The sequence below is a fragment of the Paenibacillus brevis genome (genome assembly GCF_018919145.1).
GTDB lineage: Bacteria > Bacillota > Bacilli > Paenibacillales > Paenibacillaceae > Fontibacillus > Fontibacillus brevis.
In genome coordinates this window covers 101,446-118,124 of record NZ_JAHLQJ010000015.1, presented here as the reverse complement: position 1 = coordinate 118,124, position 16,679 = coordinate 101,446, and the positions used below count along the sequence as shown (strand labels likewise).

The following is a 16,679-nucleotide window of genomic DNA, read 5'->3' as shown; positions in this document are numbered from 1 at the left end:
AAGCCGAAAGGGCGCCGCAAACAGAATGAAATTATGACACTTCTAAGCTGCCTAGTTCTCTTCCTTCCTGTCTGATACACCAGCCCTCTTCAAATAACTATCATACCGCTCATCGATCTCCTTGCCCATGCTTCGATATTTGAGGGTCTCCTCAACGATCGGATCAAGCTGGGTCTGAATCCTTACTTCATACTTGGGTGCAAGGCGGCTTCGCTCCTTCTTCCGCCGTTCCTCCTCACTATCAACCATTTGATCCGACAGCATCTCGCTAAGCTCTCTTTCGAGCTCCTTCTCAAGATCCTTTCTGTCTTGCATGGCTGTATACCCCTTTCTGATGAGTTAATTCCCGGTTGCACCGGCAGCCTTAATGACCTCCAGCAGTTCCTGATGAATGGTGCCGTTGCTGACAATCAGATTTCTTGCGCCGACATGGTAAGGATTCCCGGTTGTATCGGTCACCTTACCACCTGACTCCGCCACCATCAACGCGCCTGCCGCCGTATCCCAGGAATTGAGATTCACCTCATAGTAACCGCCGAGACGGCCTGCAGCCACGTAAGCCAAATGTAAGGCGGCCGATCCTCCGGCACGGAGACTACGCGCCTTGCCGGATAACGCCGTTATTCCCTTAAGATTAATCGAAGCTGCCTGCCGGTCCGGATTAAAGCCCACAGCAATAATGCTCTCCTCCAGCCGTGCGTCTGCAGATACCCGGTTTGTATGACCGTGCATATAAGAGCCTTTTCCCTTTTCCGCAACAAACATCTCATCTCGGATCGGATCATAAATCACGCCAATAATGACTTCACCCTTGAAAGCCAGGGCAATGGAGACGCAGAAGAACGGGAAGCTGTGCACGAAGTTGGTCGTTCCGTCCAGCGGATCAATAATCCACAAAAACTCGCTGCTGCTAGCCTCTTTCAATGCAGCCGCCGAAGCCGCCGCACCCGGGGCAACCCCCTCCTCACCCAATATGTCATGGGAAGGAAAATGCGTCAGGATCAGCTTGCGGATCATCGCCTCAGCACCCTTATCGACATCAGTCACCAGATCCTGCGGAGAGAATTTTTCATTAACAGCTTTAATATCTCCCAAGCGGCTCTTAATCCATTCCCCGGCTTTGGCGGCACAATTAATGGCCACCGCAAGCGGATTTTTACTGCCTACCACATAAGGAGTAACAGGTTTTGATTCCACAGCTATTCACTACCTTCATCATAATTTAAAGCATGGGAACAGGTTAAGCTCCTATAAAATTATAACCACCGTCTACATAGATCACTTCACCGGTAATTCCGCGGGACAAGTGACTGATCAGGAACATGGCTGTATCTCCGACTTCAGCAGTTTCCGTCGTTCTCCGAAGCGGAGCCTTCTCTTCAACCTGCTTCAAAATGGAATTGAAATCACTGATCCCCTTCGCTGCCAGCGTCCGGATCGGTCCCGCCGAGACGGCATTCACGCGGATATTCCGTGGTCCCAAGTCGTTCGCGAGATATCGAACGGATGCCTCCAGAGCCGCCTTGGCCACGCCCATGACATTATAATTACGCATAACCCGTTCCGAACCCAGATAGGTCATGGTCATGATGCTTCCGCCTTCGGTCATCAGCTTCGACAGACGCCCGGACACCGCAATCAGCGAATAGGCGCTGATATCATGCGCAAGCGCAAAGCCTTCACGGGAAGTATCCACGAACTCTCCGGAAAGGTCCTCCGCCTTGGCGAAGGCGATACTGTGCACCAAGCCGTGCAGTACGCCGAACTCGGCGGACAGCAGCTCCGCCAGCTTGTCGATATCCTCATCGACCGTCACGTTGCACGGTACCAGCAGCGAGCCCGGAATCGTCTCGGCCAGCTTGCGCACGCGCCCCTCGACTCTTTCATTCTCATATGTAAAGGCAAGACGGGCGCCTTGAGCCGCCAGACTCTGAGCGATCGCCCAGGCAATACTCCGATCATTGGCAACGCCCATGACAACTACATTTTTACCGTTCAACAAATCTCCCATACAGATATAGCCTCCCTCATCTACTAGAGGATGCATCACAGCACCCTGCTACGTTTTGTTCAACTTACCTTAATTATCCTGAAATATCAACCCTGCCGCAAGTAAATACACTAGCGCGGAGCGTATTAAGGCATAATCTCCACTGAGGCCTGATCCAGGATGCGCACGCCGTCCCCCTGGTAACGGGCCAAATCCTCCATAAGCGCAAACAGCGCACCGTCCTTCAGCTTGGCCTCAAGCATTACATCCATTCGCTCCGTCATGCCGGCAATACTGCGGAGAAATTCAAGCAAAGGAGCGGCTATCACATGATCGGCGTGGCCGCGCGGGTCACTCGCACTCTTCGGGCTCGACGCATGAATCTTGGGCGGCAGCGGATCATGCTGCGGAGAATCAGCCTGAGCAAGCGGACCGGACCAGGTCTTTAAAATCCGGGGCCACAGCTCTAATGGAAGCTCTCCTTCATTGTTCACCCATTGATGATGGATATCCAGCACCATCGGAAGCCCCAGAGCCTCGCAAATTCCCAGCGTTTCCCGAGCATTAAAGGTTTTGTCGTCGTTCTCCAGTGTCAGCCGTTTACGATAGCTCTCAGGGAGATCCGATACATTGCTAATGAAGCGTTCTGCCGCCGAGTGCTTGTCTCCATATGCACCGCCCACATGAATGTTATTCTTGGACCTGCCATCCAGCCCCATCGCTTCCAGCATCGAGATGTGATGGCTCAGATCCCGGATCGAACTCTGTAGCACCTCCGAGCGCGGCGTACTGAATACGGTAAAATGATCCGGATGAAATGATACTCTCATTTCATGCTTGCGAACGAAATCCCCAATCTGTGCAAATGGTTCCCGGAGCGCAGCATAAGGGTTCCAATCCGCAAGCGCGCTATGTGTAGCCAGCGGAATCAGCTTGGAGGAGAAGCGGTACAACTTAATATCGCTTGCCACATTATGACGCAGGAGCCTGAGCGTATTATGAAGATTCTCTGCCCCAAGGGCCTCCAACCGGCGAATCGCTGCCTCACGGTCGAGCAAACCGCTGAAGGTCTTGTAAGTCATTGTTCTTGATGGGGATGCCTTCTCTACGACCGTCGACATCGCGACATAGCCGAATCGGACGATCATTTGCCCTCCGCGTCTCCAAAGAACATTTCATAAGCAAGATCGGTCTGGATTTTGGATTCTTCCTCTGTCAGCAGCCGGACAAGCTGCAGCTCCACCGAGGTAACTTCCTCATCATTGAAGTTAATCTCCGCCACACTGGCAGTTATTTTGACGATAGCTACCGCCTTGTTATCCGGCGTATAAGCAATTACCTTCTGGCCGGTTGGAAATACGCGCAGACCGGTTTTGAGCATTTTACCGCGTCCATACTCCAGCAGCTCGTATAGCTCTTGCTCATTTTTGAATTTACATACTGAGTTGAATTCTGTTTGAAAGCCCATAAGCTCATCCGCCTTTCCAGAATTTAGATGCCGTTCTCGAAGTTCAGGTTCTGTTTTGCTTCAAACCGTTCGAGCCCAAGCCCGATCAATCGGTCCAAAAGCGCTTCATAGGACACGCCAGTTTCGCGCCACAAGAGCGGATACATGCTGTACGGCGTGAAGCCTGGCATCGTGTTCACTTCATTGATCCAGATGGTGTTGTCGGATTTCTTCACAAAAAAGTCCGCCCGGCACAAGCCGTTGCCTGCGATGGCTTTAAAGGCCTGAACGCCCAGCTCGCGAATCCGGTCAGCCAGTTCCGTGTCGATTTGTGCCGGAATAATCATCTGTGACTTGCCGTCGGAGTACTTGGCTGAATAATCATAGTATTCACTGGAGGAGACAATCTCTCCCGGAACGGAAGCAAGCGGTTCATCGTTGCCCAAAATCCCGACTTCAACCTCGCGGGCATCCACGAATTCCTCCACGATAACCTTCACATCGTAGCGAAGCGCGAACGTGATGGCTTGAACAAGCTCATCCCGGGTCTTTGCCTTGGAGATGCCGACGCTTGATCCCAGATTGGCCGGCTTAACGAAGCAAGGATACCCCAGCTTCTCTTCGATTCCATGTACAAGAACCTCTTGTCTGCTCTCCCATTCCGAAGCGGTGAAGTAGCAATATTTACATTGCTCAAGGCCCGCTTCGGCAAACAGCTTCTTCATGATGACCTTGTCCATCCCTGCTGCAGAGGCCATTACACCTGCTCCGACATAAGGCAAATTGGCCATTTCGAACAGGCCTTGAATCGTCCCGTCTTCTCCATTCGTCCCATGGAGCAACGGGAAGGCTATATCGATTGCCCGCTCCCCGGAGGACACCCCCTGGAAAAGCATCTGAACCGCGGCTCCTGTATCGTCCGAACCGTTATCAAGCTCCAATTGATCAAGGGCTCTGAAAGGGGCTGTCATCGTCTGACCCACTTTCCAGGTTCCTTGCTTGGTAATATAGAAAGGAATAATCTCGTATTTGTCGTAGTCAAAAGCTTTGGACACCGCAAAGGCGGTCTGCAGCGATACCTCGTGTTCCCCCGATTTCCCGCCGTAAATCAAACCTACCGTCAATTTTTCCTGTCCCATGTGCAACCTCTTTTCATCAATTTGAAAATTAAGAAAAAAACGGCTTGCGCCGCTCTTTTTCCTGCTCAGAACCGGTCCGCAATACGGAAAAAGTGATATACCGTGTTGTCGCTCCATGCGTAGGAATCACGGTAATCCCAGTACCTGTGCTTACTTGGCACAGTATGAGCATTCACCAGCGGCATGCCGTCGGCATCATAAGCCGTAACAATAGTGCTGTGCTGAAAAGCGCCGTTGCCATCCCAATCGTAGACGATGACGTCGCCAAGTTCAAGCTGTTCCGCCCTATTTACAGGCTCCGCCACACTGGAACCGCTGCTTAGATAGCGTTCCAGTGCATTGGAGACCGCCCAACTGTAGCTCCATGCTTCCTTCCCGCCGACATAACCTTTGTACCACCAGCCTGAATCTCTTTTTCCAGTATAATTTATTGGCGCTCCACCTGCAAAGAGGCACTGGGAGATATAGTTGGTGCAATCAACTTCGAATGCGGCGAATTGCGGATTGAAATCGTCCCACCAGCGGTCTGCATACAGCACGGCATCCTGTCTCCGGTATGGAGTACTGCGGAAGCCGCTTTTCAACAGCTCGCGGTTTAAATAAGGCTTGGACCCGGCACCAGACTTGGCCGACTCCGCCGTGCCTTCGGATTTTCGTGGAGCGCTTCGCTCAGAAATCGGCTCAAGCACCCGCGCCACCGTCCAGTCTCCATCTTCGTGCTGAAGCGTCAGTCGCTGCTTATGGATCACTTCCTCTCGATGCGGCACCCCTCTACGCTCATAATCGGTCTTTCTTAACAGCTGGAGTTCAACCTCTACTTCTCCCTCTCTATGTTCAATTTCACGGAGCAGCTTTGCTCTTGTCTCACATCGAAGGGGAACGGCTTTGCGTTCGGCATACCAATCCGCCAGCCTGCGTTTTCGCTCTCCCAGCCTAAGCAAATACTCCAGATCCGTAACGATCCCTTCCTCTACCCGGCTCCCGAAATCAATTTCATCCTGATTATGCTGGTTCACATACTGAGACAGCGTCCTCATCCAACCCTCTGCCATCGTCATGACCTCCTTCAAAATAAACCTGGAGCCTGATGCCGCCGTTCATGAAGTCCATTGCAACTAATATATGAAACGGGGCTGGCAAGTATGTTTAGAGAGAGCGAATAGGGCATATTCTAAGGCAAAAAACACTTTACTAGCCGTCTGGCGACAGGTATACTTAATTTAGTGAGTTTTTTTGAAATCATGTTTCACAGAGTGAAACAAGGAGGTTCGTTTCATGTCTAATCAAGATTTTTTCTCCAGCAGCCGCAAGCTGGAGGTCGGCGGAAAAAGCTACCGCTATTACGATCTGAACACATTAGAAGAGCAGGGACTTGGCCCAGTCAGCAAGCTTCCTTTTTCCATTAAAGTGCTGCTGGAAGCTGCTGTGCGCCAATATGACGGAAGAGCAATTACTGAGGAACATGTGAAGCAAATCGCCGGATGGAGCGAAGGAAGAGACGATAACAAGGAGATTCCTTTCATCCCGGCACGGATCGTGCTGCAGGATTTTACCGGCGTGCCCGTGGTCGTTGATCTTGCTGCGATGCGTGACACAGTAAAGAAGGCCGGCGGGGATCCCAAGCAGATTAACCCGCTCGTTCCGGTTGATCTTGTTATCGACCACTCGGTCATGGTGGATGCCTTTGGCGCACCTGAAGCACTCGAATACAATATGAAGGTAGAGTTCGAACGCAATGAAGAGCGTTACCGTTTCCTGCGTTGGGCGCAGACGGCATTCAACAATTTCCGTGCCGTTCCTCCTGCCACCGGGATCGTTCACCAGGTGAACCTGGAGTATCTGGCCTCTGTTGCCGCAACCAAGCGGATCGGCGGCGAGACTGTCGTATTCCCGGATTCATTAGTAGGTACGGACTCCCATACGACGATGATCAACGGCCTTGGCGTGGTGGGCTGGGGCGTTGGCGGTATCGAGGCCGAAGCAGGAATGCTGGGCCAGCCGCTTTATTTCGTTGCACCTGAGGTTATCGGCTTCAAGCTGACCGGCAGCTTGTCAGAAGGTGCGACTGCGACGGATCTGGCGCTGACGGTCACACAAATGCTGCGTAAAAAAGGCGTTGTCGGTAAGTTCGTCGAGTTCTATGGACCTGGTCTTGCCAATATCAGTCTGGCCGACCGGGCAACCGTAGCCAACATGGCGCCAGAGTATGGCGCGACGGTCGGTTATTTCCCCGTTGACCAAGAGACGCTTGCTTATCTTCGCAGCACCGGACGCTCGGAAGAGCAAATCGCCCTTGTGGAAGCTTACTATAAAGCGCAAGGTATGTTCCGTACGAGCGATACACCAGACCCGCTGTTCAGCGATCTGATTGAGCTTGACCTCGCTTCCGTTGTCCCGAGCCTTGCCGGGCCGAAGCGTCCGCAAGACCGGATCGAGCTGACCGAGATGAAGGATAGCTTCAACAGCATCATCCGTACGCCGGTAGATAAGGGCGGATACGGTCTGAGCGATGAGAAAATCGAGCAGAAGGTTCCCGTTAAGCATCCGAACGGAGCTGCCAGCGAACTGACGACAGGCGCGGTAGTCATCGCAGCGATTACGAGCTGTACGAACACCTCCAATCCAAGCGTAATGATCGGTGCTGGGCTTCTGGCGAAAAAGGCTGTAGAACGCGGTTTGAAGAAGCCGGGCTATGTAAAGAGCAGCTTGACGCCAGGTTCGCTTGTTGTTACCGAATATCTGGAAAAAGCCGGGTTGATCGAGTCGCTTGAAGCGCTGGGCTTCCATGTAGCGGGTTATGGCTGCGCTACTTGTATCGGCAACTCTGGTCCGTTGCCTGACGAAGTCAGCGCGGCAATCGCGGAGAACGATATGACCGTTGCCGCCGTGCTTTCGGGTAACCGTAACTTCGAGGGCCGCGTGCATGCTCAAGTGAAGGCGAACTATCTTGCCTCTCCTCCTCTCGTCGTAGCTTATGCCCTTGCAGGTACGGTGAACATTGATCTGCAAAATGACCCTCTGGGCTATGATCAGAATGATCAACCGGTATTCTTGAAGGACATCTGGCCTTCCTCCAAGGAGATCAAGGAAGCGATCGGCCTGTCCGTCAGCCCGGAAATGTTCCGTTCCAAATACGAGAACGTATTTACGCAAAATGAACGTTGGAATTCCATTCCGGTGCCGGAAGGCGAGCTGTATGAATGGGATGAAAAGTCTACCTATATCCAAAACCCGCCATTCTTCGAGCAGATCGGCGACGGGCTTCAGGACATCGCGGATGTCCGCCAGGCACGTGTGCTTGCCTTGCTGGGAGACTCGGTTACAACCGACCATATCTCGCCTGCCGGTAACATTTCGCCGACAAGCCCGGCCGGAGTGTACCTGAGCGACCGCGGCGTAGCGCGTAAAGACTTTAACTCCTATGGCTCCCGCCGCGGGAACCATGAGGTCATGATGCGCGGAACCTTCGCCAATATCCGCATCCGGAATCAGGTTGCTCCGGGAACCGAAGGCGGCGTCACGAAGCATTTACCGACGGACACGCTGATGTCGATTTACGATGCTTCGATGAATTATCAGGCCGACGGTCAGAACCTGATCGTCATCGCCGGCAAGGAATACGGAACGGGCAGCTCCAGAGACTGGGCAGCCAAGGGGACCTTCCTGCTGGGCGTAAAAGCGGTCATTGCCGAGAGCTTCGAACGGATCCACCGCAGCAACCTGGTCGGCATGGGGGTACTTCCCCTTCAATTCCAGGAAGGACACGGCTGGAATACGCTTGGAATCGACGGAACAGAAACGTTCGATATCGTAGGGTTATCCAACGAAGTCAAGCCGGGACAGCAGCTTACGGTTATTGCTACCCGCCTGAACGGAACGCAATTTGAGTTCCATGTCACGGCCCGCCTCGACAGCATGGTTGATGTAGACTACTACCATAACGGCGGTATTCTCCAAACGGTGCTTCGTCAGATGATTAAAGATAATAATTCATAATCTTTAAACGAAGACGCTCGTACTGAGTGGGGAGGTCACAATTCCCTGCCTGTACGAGCCTTTCGTTTTTTCAGAGCGAGGCTAACACCAGGAATTTGAAATGTTTCTGCGCACGTTACTTACGACTTTGCTCTTTTACGCGTTCATCTCAAGTTAGTCCCTAGAGCTGGACACCCTGTTAAAAGTTAAGCTGCAACAAAGAAAGCCTCCTCTTTGGTAACCGATGTGGTTCCCGGTCACTAAAAGAGGAGGCTTTAATTTACCTTTACGCAATTATTCACAAGTCATCTTCTGATCACGAGGCGATTCAGGGAGTGGATTCTGCGTCCTAGCTGGCTGGTGTAAACTTGATCCAGTCATAATACGCTCGTACCGGGGAGCCTGGGTAAATAAATTTACCCGTCCAATATTGTTCTGCAGCATTGGCTCCCGCCCAAAGGTTAACCATGATATGACCCGGATTCGTAGGCAACGGACCCCGTGATCCATTCTCCGTATGCACCAATTGACCGTCAACATACCATTTAATGAAGGTAGGAGACCACTCAAAGGCATAATTGTGGAAGTCCAGCGCAGCATCAAAGCCCAGGTCTATAATCGTGCTGTGTCCTCCCACACCAGCCGTGAAGTAATTCACTTCCAACTTGGTGGTATCCTTCCCAAGAATCTCGATATCAATTTCATCGTTTAGCTTCACGCTAGGATCTGGATTATAATACGTGAATAATGAGGTCACAAGACCTGTTCCCTTAGCTACCTTCATCCTTGCCTCAACTCGTCCAAATCCGTATTTGGTATTCGTGGCATATTCCCCAGATGCAAAGGGCTTGCCCAGACAATTCGAAGAACATCCGACATTATCCAACCGAAGAGCCATCACTCCATTATTGAACTCGACATTGCTAGCCTTCCAGGCCACACCAAAATCAGAACCGTTCGCCCAGCCATCTGAAATATAAAACATACTTGGGTTTGCCGCATTCAAATTCTCTGTGAACCCGGTTGCCGCCGAAGCCGGAATAACCAATAGCAAGCTTACGCCTAGCATCATTGCACTCAATATACCGCGGATTTTCCCTAACATCATCTTCTTCATCTTAATTATCCCTCCTCATGGTTTTGGGCGAAAAACTGCGGGAGATAACGCCGGTTCTGCTCCAGCATTTCATCCAGCATTCTCTCAACATCATTTACGGAATAGGTCAACGGATGATGTGTCAAAGCCAGTAGTGCCATTCCCCGGTCACCGGTAACGGCCGCTTCGATAGCCAGTTGCTCATAGGTTTTTACAGATCGAATCAACCCCTTTGCCGCTTCTGGAACAACCGTGATCGGCTGAACCAGGGGCCCCTCACTCGTTACTTGGCAATTCACCTCAATGCAGGCATCCTCGGGGAGAAAGTCCAAGGTATCTCCATTGGCAACATTCAGTGTCTGAATATCTCTGGAATTATTATACAGAGAATTCATTAATTTTACAGCAGCTTCCGAGTAGTAAGCCCCTCCCCGCTCTTCCAACTGTTTCGGCTTTTCTTTCAATTCTGGGTCCTTATATATCTCGAACAATTCATCCTCCAGACGCTGAACCGTCTCGGCACGCGTCTCCCCACGGGAGGCCGCTTGCTGTTGTTCCTCAAGCATTTCTCGCTGCAAATAGAAATACTTCAAATAATAAGATGGAATAGCCTTCAGGGATTGCAGCAAAGTGCCGTTCCAAGCGAACTGCGGAACATTGCGCGCGGAGTACCCTTCCTGGTTGGCCAGCAGCTCCGACAGCTTGGACATGCCGTCAATAGTAATTTGACTAATCCAATGTAGGTGATTCAAGCCAACGAACTCGCAGTGAATACGCTCAATCGGCACTTCGTACAAGGAAGACAACCATTTGTAGGCCGCAATGGGAGAATTGCACAAGCCGATGGAGCGGACGCGGGAATGCTTGTAAATCGCCTCTGTCACCATACCCGCCGGATTCGTAAAGTTAAGCATCCAGGCATCCGGGCAGAGCTCTTCTATGTCTTTGCAGATATCCAGCAGCACGGGGATCGTCCGCAAGGCCTTCATCATCCCGCCTGGTCCCGTTGTCTCCTGACCGATCATGCCGTATTTCAACGGAATTGTCTCATCCCAGGCCCGTGCTTGCAGCAGCCCCACCCGCATCTGAGTGGTGACGAATGTCGCGCCGGTCAGTGCAGAACGTCGATCCATTGTCATCTCCAGCTTAATGGGTAGTCCTGATGCTGCAATCATACGCTCCGCCAGCTGCCCCACGATCTTCAGCTTGTGCGCTCCTTCCGGAATATCCACAAGTACAATTTCAGTGACTGGCAGAGTCTCATAATTTTGAATAAACCCTTCTATCAGTTCGGGGGTATACGACGATCCTCCACCAATAACGGCGATTTTCAGTTCCCGCTTCATGCTTGCTCCTCCTTTACTGACAACCCTTCATTTAGTCGGTCATACACCCCATCCTCCACGGGATGCCCGGACTTCTCCATAGCTAGCAGAATAGCACCCGCCACCGGTTCCATCGTTAACCGCCGCAAGCGGCACCCGGGAGCTAACGGCTTGATCATCTCCTCGATCTGAGGTGTGATGAATCTGTGATCGCTTCGGGTCAGTACGCTACCAACCAGAACAAGGTCGAAGTGATCCTGCATCATGCCCAGCCTGCGAATAACGGCGGCTGCAGTCTTGCCAAGCTCGCGGCCTTGCCGCTGAAGAATCGCCCTCGCTGCTTCATCTTGCTCTGCCACCTGGAACAACAGCTTGGTTAGATGTCTCGGAGCCTTTGCGCCACGGTCGAGATAATTATGGAACAAACGCTCCACCGAGGGATACTCCAGCGTTTGCAGAACGGCTTCGGTGAGGAGGGTCGAGTTCTCCCTCCCCTCCCAAGCGCGAATTACCGTGCGGAATACCTCCACCGCCAGCTCGCTGCCACCGCCGAAGTCACCGAACATGTATCCAAAGCCTCCAACCTGCAGCGATTCACCCTGCTTGTTCATTCCATAGCAGTTGGTGCCGCTGCCACAAACCAGGACAACGCCATTCGCTTGCCGTGTGCCTGCCCGCAATCCAATCTCTGTATCGCATACGATGCCATGCTGCGGAAATTGCATATCTGCAATCATTGGTCTCAGCACCCGAAAATCTGCCTCCCGGTCGGCACCAGCCAGGCCAAACATGGCATAGCTAAGCTGATTACGAGTAATACCAGCTTGTTTGATAGCTTCGTCTGACGCCTGTTGAATACTGCGCCGTGCCAGCTCCACCTGAACCTGGTGATTGCCGCACCCGCTTAGCCCGCGTCCCATAATTCTGCCCTGTTCATCAGTGACGACGGCCAAGGTTTTGCTTCCACCACCGTCTATTCCCAAATAGTAGTTCAACACCGTTCTCTCCTATTTCAGCTTACTTAAGTTCTCCTGCCATCTCTCTGTCTTATATTTCAGCAATTTGGCGTATCCCGCCTTCTGTGCTTCTGCTTCTGCCTTATCGAGCGTCGAGGCCACCTCTGCCTCAGACTTCGCATTCATGACGGCCGAGGCTAGCGCCTTGGTATAGATATCAAGCACACTTTGAGCCACAATTCCTTCCTCGCTGTCTCCCGCCGGATCCAGGTTGGTAAATTCCGTCGTGTTATATTGTGTCTTCCAGGTAATTTCCGATTGCCATCTTGATTCCCAATTCTGCTTTTCTGGAGGGAGTGTGGATTCAAACTTCATCTTTGAATTGTCCACGTATACGGTATTCCCCACCCATTGAAAGTTGACCGTAGCATTCATCAATTCATCGCGGCCCTTCGGATCTGAAGTAAACTTCTCCGTGAACTTAGGAGCATCTTCTTCATCCACGCCGTCCCAATACAACCCCTCCGGTCCCCACATGATGATTCGTTGTCCCTCAGGACCGGTCATCCAATCCAAGAAGGCGAAGATTGCTTCCGGGTTCTCGGCGGAGCGGGTAATCACATTGACGTTCCAGCCCTGTTGTTTGTAATCGCCGGGATAAATTTTGTTCTTATCCAGCCCGGACTTATGGATAGGCCATACCATGATATAACCAGCCTCCGGATCTTCTGCCGATAGCAGGGCATTGCCGATTGCCCCATACTCTGTTGGACTTGAGGCTACATACACCGCGATTTGTCCATTCCGCACCTTCTGCTCGACCTGCTCCAGCTTTTGTGTGAATGCATCCTGCGAAATCAAGCCTTCACGGTAAAGCTTATTCGCATATCCGATGCCTTCTCTGAACACCGGGTCAGTAAAAAGCGAATTCAATTGATTGCCTGAAGGGACGCCCTTCATAGCGGTGAACGTATAAGGATAGTTCTCGCCAAACGCCGAGGTTAATATCTCTATACCGGAGCCTCCCTGCCCCACTTCCAAAGGTACGATATCCGGGTAATTGGCCTTCACCTGCTTCAGATAAGCATACAAATCATCGGTGGTCTCCAAAGGCGGGGCGCCAAGCTCGTTGTAGATCTTCTTGTTGACCAGATACCCTGCATTACCGTTAGGCTGCGTCGTAAACCAGTTAGGGAACTGGTAGAGCTTCCCGTCCGGTGACCGGAGCATATCGAGCGTCGAATCCCCGGCCCATTTCTTCAAATTGGGGTACTTCTCCAAATAGTCATCAAAGGGAACCAGCATGCCCGCCGCGCGCAGCTTCTCCACATCCGCTCCCCGTTCCATCCAGATCACATCCGGCAGTTCTCCGGATACAATCATGGTGCTTAGCTTCTGCTTGGCATTACCGCCAGAACTGATGGGCTCCACCGTGACCTGTTTGTTCTCTTTAATCCATTTGGTGGACAGGTCCTCTCCCCAGTTGGGCATCGTATACCAATCATAGTGGCCATAGAAGGTGAAGGTGAGCGGCCCTGATTCTCCCGCAGGTTCTCCTCCTTGCGCCGCCCCTTCATTAGCTTCGATGCCCGCTCCTCCGCCTGAGCAAGCGGTCAGCGCCAGCACGGCGGCCAACATGGTGGTCAACACCAGCCTTTTCGTGATTTTCCAATGGTTCCAATGCTTCATACAAGACTCCCCCTCATTTGCGGAACTATTCCTTCAAAGACCCGATCATAACACCCTTCACAAAATACTTCTGTACAAACGGATAAACGCACAAAATGGGTACTGTCGCAACCATCATCGTTGCCATCGACAATGACTTGGTGGTCACTGTCTTCATTCGGTTCAAATGGCTGGCAGCGGCTGAGTCCATCTGCGACATCTGTTCCAGCATGATGTTCGAATTTAATATCTGCTGTAGTTTAGTTTGTATTGGCAGCAAATCAACGTTGGAGATATAAATGCTAGGGGCAAACCAATCATTCCAGTGATACACCGCTGTGAACAAGGCCAACGTCGCCAGCACGGGTCCGGACAGCGGCAAGATAATTCGAAACAGCACCCCCCAGTTAGAGCAACCATCGATGCGGGCAGATTCGTCCAGACCGGCCGGCATGCCCTTGAAGAACGTACGGAATATAATCATATTCCACACGCTGATCAGTCCCGGCACGACCATGACCCAAAACGTATCAATCAGTTGCAGTTCCCGAATCAGTAAGTACGTGGGGATGAGTCCACCACTAAAGAACATAGTGACGATGCATACCACCATATAGAATTTGCGGCCGATCAACCAGGTTTTGGTCATCCCATAGGCAAAAATAGCGGTAGCCAGAATGGATAATAAGGTACCCACTACCGTTCTCAGCATAGAGACCGCAAAGCCGCCCAGCAACCGTTCGTCCTTGAATACCACTGCATAGTTCTCCAGAGTAAACTCCCGGGGCCAGAAGGTAATGCCCCCTCGCATCGTGTCATTTCCACTATTGAAGGAGATCACAGCAGCGTTCCAGAAAGGGTAAAAAGCGGCAAACCCCAGCACGAACAGCAGGATGTAAATGACCGCAGACAGCGTCTTGTCGCCCAGAGTCAGCTTCATTGCGTCTTCCCTCTCTTCCGATTGGCGTACTTGTCAAGGCAAACGGCGGCTACCATAGGCTGTTCCCCGACCGGCGGGCTGCATAGTTAGCCCCGGCCAGCAGCGCCACACTAAGCACTCCCTTAAACAATCCGACAGCCGTTGCATAAGAATATCTGTTGTTTTGGATCCCTACGCGATACACGTAAGTGTCAATAACATCCGCAACATCCCGCAACACCGGATTGGCGCCCAGTAGCAGGATGTCCTCAAAGCCCGCATTCAGCAAATTGCCAATGTTCAGAATGAGAAAAATGATAATGACCGGTAAGATGGAAGGCAGCGTAATAGAGAACATTTGCCGCAGCCGGCTGGCTCCATCCATGGCTCCCGCTTCATACAGTTGAGGATCTACGCCGGTAATCGCGGCCAGATACACGATGGAAGAGAACCCAATCTCCTTCCAAACCCCTGTTGTCACAAGAATGGTCCAGAAATACTCCGGAATGGATAAGAAATTGATAGGCTCGTCAATCAGGTTGAGCTGCTGCAACAAAATATTGAAGCTTCCATTATCTGTTGACAGCAACGAGGTAACAAATCCGGAAACAATAACCCAGGAAATAAAATGCGGTAAATAACTGATTGTCTGAATGGTGCGTTTGAACACTCGGTTATGTATCTCATTCAGCATCAGCGCGAGCAGGATCGGGGCTGGAAACCCGATAAACAGCTTAAGCAAACTGATTACCACTGTGTTACGAATAACACTCCAGAACTCAGGGGCATGAAAGAACCTTTCGAAATGCTTGAAGCCCACCCACGGACTTGACATGAAGCCCGTAAAAATGTTGTAGTCCTGAAAAGCCATAAGCACCCCATACATGGGGATATAGCTGAACACTAAGATGAACAGCAGTGCCGGCAAGACCATTAACTGAACATCCCACTGTCTAAGCAAATCCTCCGTCAACTTGGGTTTACGGCCCCGGCCAAGCCGTTTCAAACCTTTTTGCTCTTTGGGTATACTGGGTTGCAGCAGCGTCTCCTCCTTTTTTTGAAGAAAAGACCTTACGCGCCCAGCTCTTGCGTAAGGTTTTCTTCCATTTGAGACTATTTTATAAGCTAATCCGCCTATATTCTCCCGTTAAATATCTGAAAAGCAACGATATTTTACTGAAAGTTTGAGAATCAATGTTAAATTCGCATATATGAAACTTATAATGTTATGTTTATGTTATTTTCATGGGAATTGAAAGCGTTTTTCATTATTTAGAAATTTTATGGGTTCGAGCATGCTTGGGAGACATATCGTAATGCCTGCGGAATAAGTGATTAAAGTTGGATAAACTACGAAAGCCACATTCCATCGCAATGTCGCTAATTTTGTGCGGGGTAGTTTCCAGCAGCCGAAGCGCATGCTCCAGACGAAGCTGAATGAGGTATTCCAGGGGAGGCCTTCCCACGGCCCGGCGAAAAATATCGCTAAATCGGGAGGGACTAAGATAGGCGGAAGCGGCCAGCTCTTCCAGAGTCCAGGGATGAGCCAGCTTCTCCTCCATGGCATGAATGATCTGCCTCACCTTCTCCAACTGTATAGAACTGATCTCCGAATGGCTTTGATTCGCCACATCTGAACGAAAATAGCGATTTACACAGGACAAGAATTGCAGCAGCAAGGCATGAACCATTGAAATATAGGAACGTTGCTCCTGCTCATGTTCCTTCAGCATGGTTTGCAGCAAAGTTCGCAGTTCACCGATGTAGGGTGAATTTCGATCCAGCAGATTTGTGAAATGAATACCCATCTCTTTAAACGGAGTCAAAATCTCCGGATCGTACCGAAGGCTTCCGGCGAACCAGGCCATATCAAACTCAATGACCTGAATGACCAGATCGTGCATCTCGTAGGCACAATGCAGATCATTGGAATTGATCAGGAGAATATCACCCTCCTCGAATTCAAAGGACTTCCCATTAATGATGTAGTAACCGCGACCGGAAGAAATATAGTTAATCTCCAGCACGTCATGCCAATGCAGCTTCTGGTAGTGGGTATTCACACCCACTGTTTCTGCAATATAAAGAGGATACCTCTTGTCCAGCAATACTTTCTCCCTGGGGATAGCTCCCCCCAATCCGGCCAATTTCATGATCGGCTCCT

The 16,679-nt window shown here is 51.2% G+C and carries 15 protein-coding genes; 1 reads left to right on the top strand and 14 read right to left on the bottom strand.

Annotated features, from left to right (window positions below):
* Positions 1–51: 51 nt before the first annotated feature.
* The 7 genes from KQJ23_RS17380 to KQJ23_RS17350 form a co-directional block, all read right to left on the bottom strand.
* Positions 52–315, bottom strand: coding sequence for a hypothetical protein (locus KQJ23_RS17380; RefSeq protein ID WP_216480181.1), 264 nt, complete (start codon positions 313–315; stop codon positions 52–54).
* A gap of 24 nt (positions 316–339) precedes the next feature.
* Complete coding sequence (locus tag KQJ23_RS17375) at positions 340–1,197, bottom strand: inositol monophosphatase family protein (RefSeq protein ID WP_216480180.1); 858 nt, start codon at positions 1,195–1,197, stop codon at positions 340–342.
* A gap of 43 nt (positions 1,198–1,240) precedes the next feature.
* Positions 1,241–2,011: an enoyl-ACP reductase FabI gene (gene fabI, locus KQJ23_RS17370; RefSeq protein ID WP_216480179.1), complete on the bottom strand. Its 771-nt coding sequence runs from the start codon at positions 2,009–2,011 to the stop codon at positions 1,241–1,243.
* A 125-nt stretch (positions 2,012–2,136) separates the two neighbouring features.
* The gene (gene uvsE / locus KQJ23_RS17365) at positions 2,137–3,138 is read right to left on the bottom strand and encodes a UV DNA damage repair endonuclease UvsE (protein ID WP_216480178.1); all 1,002 of its coding nucleotides are present in this window, start codon (positions 3,136–3,138) and stop codon (positions 2,137–2,139) included.
* Positions 3,135–3,458 (bottom strand): hypothetical protein, encoded by a 324-nt coding sequence (locus KQJ23_RS17360; RefSeq protein ID WP_216480177.1) that lies wholly within the window; start codon positions 3,456–3,458, stop codon positions 3,135–3,137. The genes uvsE and KQJ23_RS17360 overlap by 4 nt, the downstream gene beginning before the upstream one ends.
* Before the next feature lie 23 nt (positions 3,459–3,481).
* Positions 3,482–4,576: a D-alanine--D-alanine ligase gene (locus KQJ23_RS17355; RefSeq protein ID WP_216480176.1), complete on the bottom strand. Its 1,095-nt coding sequence runs from the start codon at positions 4,574–4,576 to the stop codon at positions 3,482–3,484.
* Between the two features lie 65 nt (positions 4,577–4,641).
* Positions 4,642–5,628: an amidase domain-containing protein gene (locus KQJ23_RS17350; RefSeq protein ID WP_216480175.1), complete on the bottom strand. Its 987-nt coding sequence runs from the start codon at positions 5,626–5,628 to the stop codon at positions 4,642–4,644.
* Positions 5,629–5,851: 223 nt separating this feature from the next.
* Here KQJ23_RS17350 and acnA point away from each other — a divergent pair, with 223 nt between their 5' ends.
* Positions 5,852–8,572 carry an aconitate hydratase AcnA gene (acnA, locus tag KQJ23_RS17345; RefSeq protein ID WP_216480174.1) on the top strand — a complete coding sequence of 907 codons (2,721 nt, stop codon included), beginning with the start codon at positions 5,852–5,854 and terminating at the stop codon, positions 8,570–8,572.
* A 328-nt stretch (positions 8,573–8,900) separates the two neighbouring features.
* Here acnA and KQJ23_RS17340 read toward each other — a convergent pair whose 3' ends face one another.
* From KQJ23_RS17340 to KQJ23_RS17310, 7 genes are all read right to left on the bottom strand, one after another.
* The gene (locus KQJ23_RS17340) at positions 8,901–9,668 is read right to left on the bottom strand and encodes a glycoside hydrolase family 16 protein (RefSeq protein WP_216480173.1); all 768 of its coding nucleotides are present in this window, start codon (positions 9,666–9,668) and stop codon (positions 8,901–8,903) included.
* A 5-nt stretch (positions 9,669–9,673) separates the two neighbouring features.
* Entirely contained in the window at positions 9,674–10,993 is a 1,320-nt protein-coding gene (locus KQJ23_RS17335; protein WP_216480172.1) for a 6-phospho-beta-glucosidase, read from the bottom strand.
* Positions 10,990–11,967 carry an N-acetylglucosamine kinase gene (locus tag KQJ23_RS17330; protein WP_216480171.1) on the bottom strand — a complete coding sequence of 326 codons (978 nt, stop codon included), beginning with the start codon at positions 11,965–11,967 and terminating at the stop codon, positions 10,990–10,992. Before KQJ23_RS17330 ends, KQJ23_RS17335 begins: the two co-directional genes overlap by 4 nt.
* A gap of 12 nt (positions 11,968–11,979) precedes the next feature.
* Positions 11,980–13,617, bottom strand: coding sequence for an extracellular solute-binding protein (locus KQJ23_RS17325; RefSeq protein ID WP_216480170.1), 1,638 nt, complete (start codon positions 13,615–13,617; stop codon positions 11,980–11,982).
* A 25-nt stretch (positions 13,618–13,642) separates the two neighbouring features.
* Positions 13,643–14,536: a carbohydrate ABC transporter permease gene (locus KQJ23_RS17320; RefSeq protein WP_216480169.1), complete on the bottom strand. Its 894-nt coding sequence runs from the start codon at positions 14,534–14,536 to the stop codon at positions 13,643–13,645.
* A 49-nt stretch (positions 14,537–14,585) separates the two neighbouring features.
* The gene (locus tag KQJ23_RS17315; RefSeq protein WP_249529865.1) at positions 14,586–15,449 is read right to left on the bottom strand and encodes an ABC transporter permease; all 864 of its coding nucleotides are present in this window, start codon (positions 15,447–15,449) and stop codon (positions 14,586–14,588) included.
* A gap of 334 nt (positions 15,450–15,783) precedes the next feature.
* A complete protein-coding gene (locus tag KQJ23_RS17310) occupies positions 15,784–16,668 on the bottom strand; it encodes an AraC family transcriptional regulator (RefSeq protein ID WP_216480167.1) in 885 nt (294 codons plus the stop codon).
* Between the last annotated feature and the right edge of the window lie 11 nt (positions 16,669–16,679).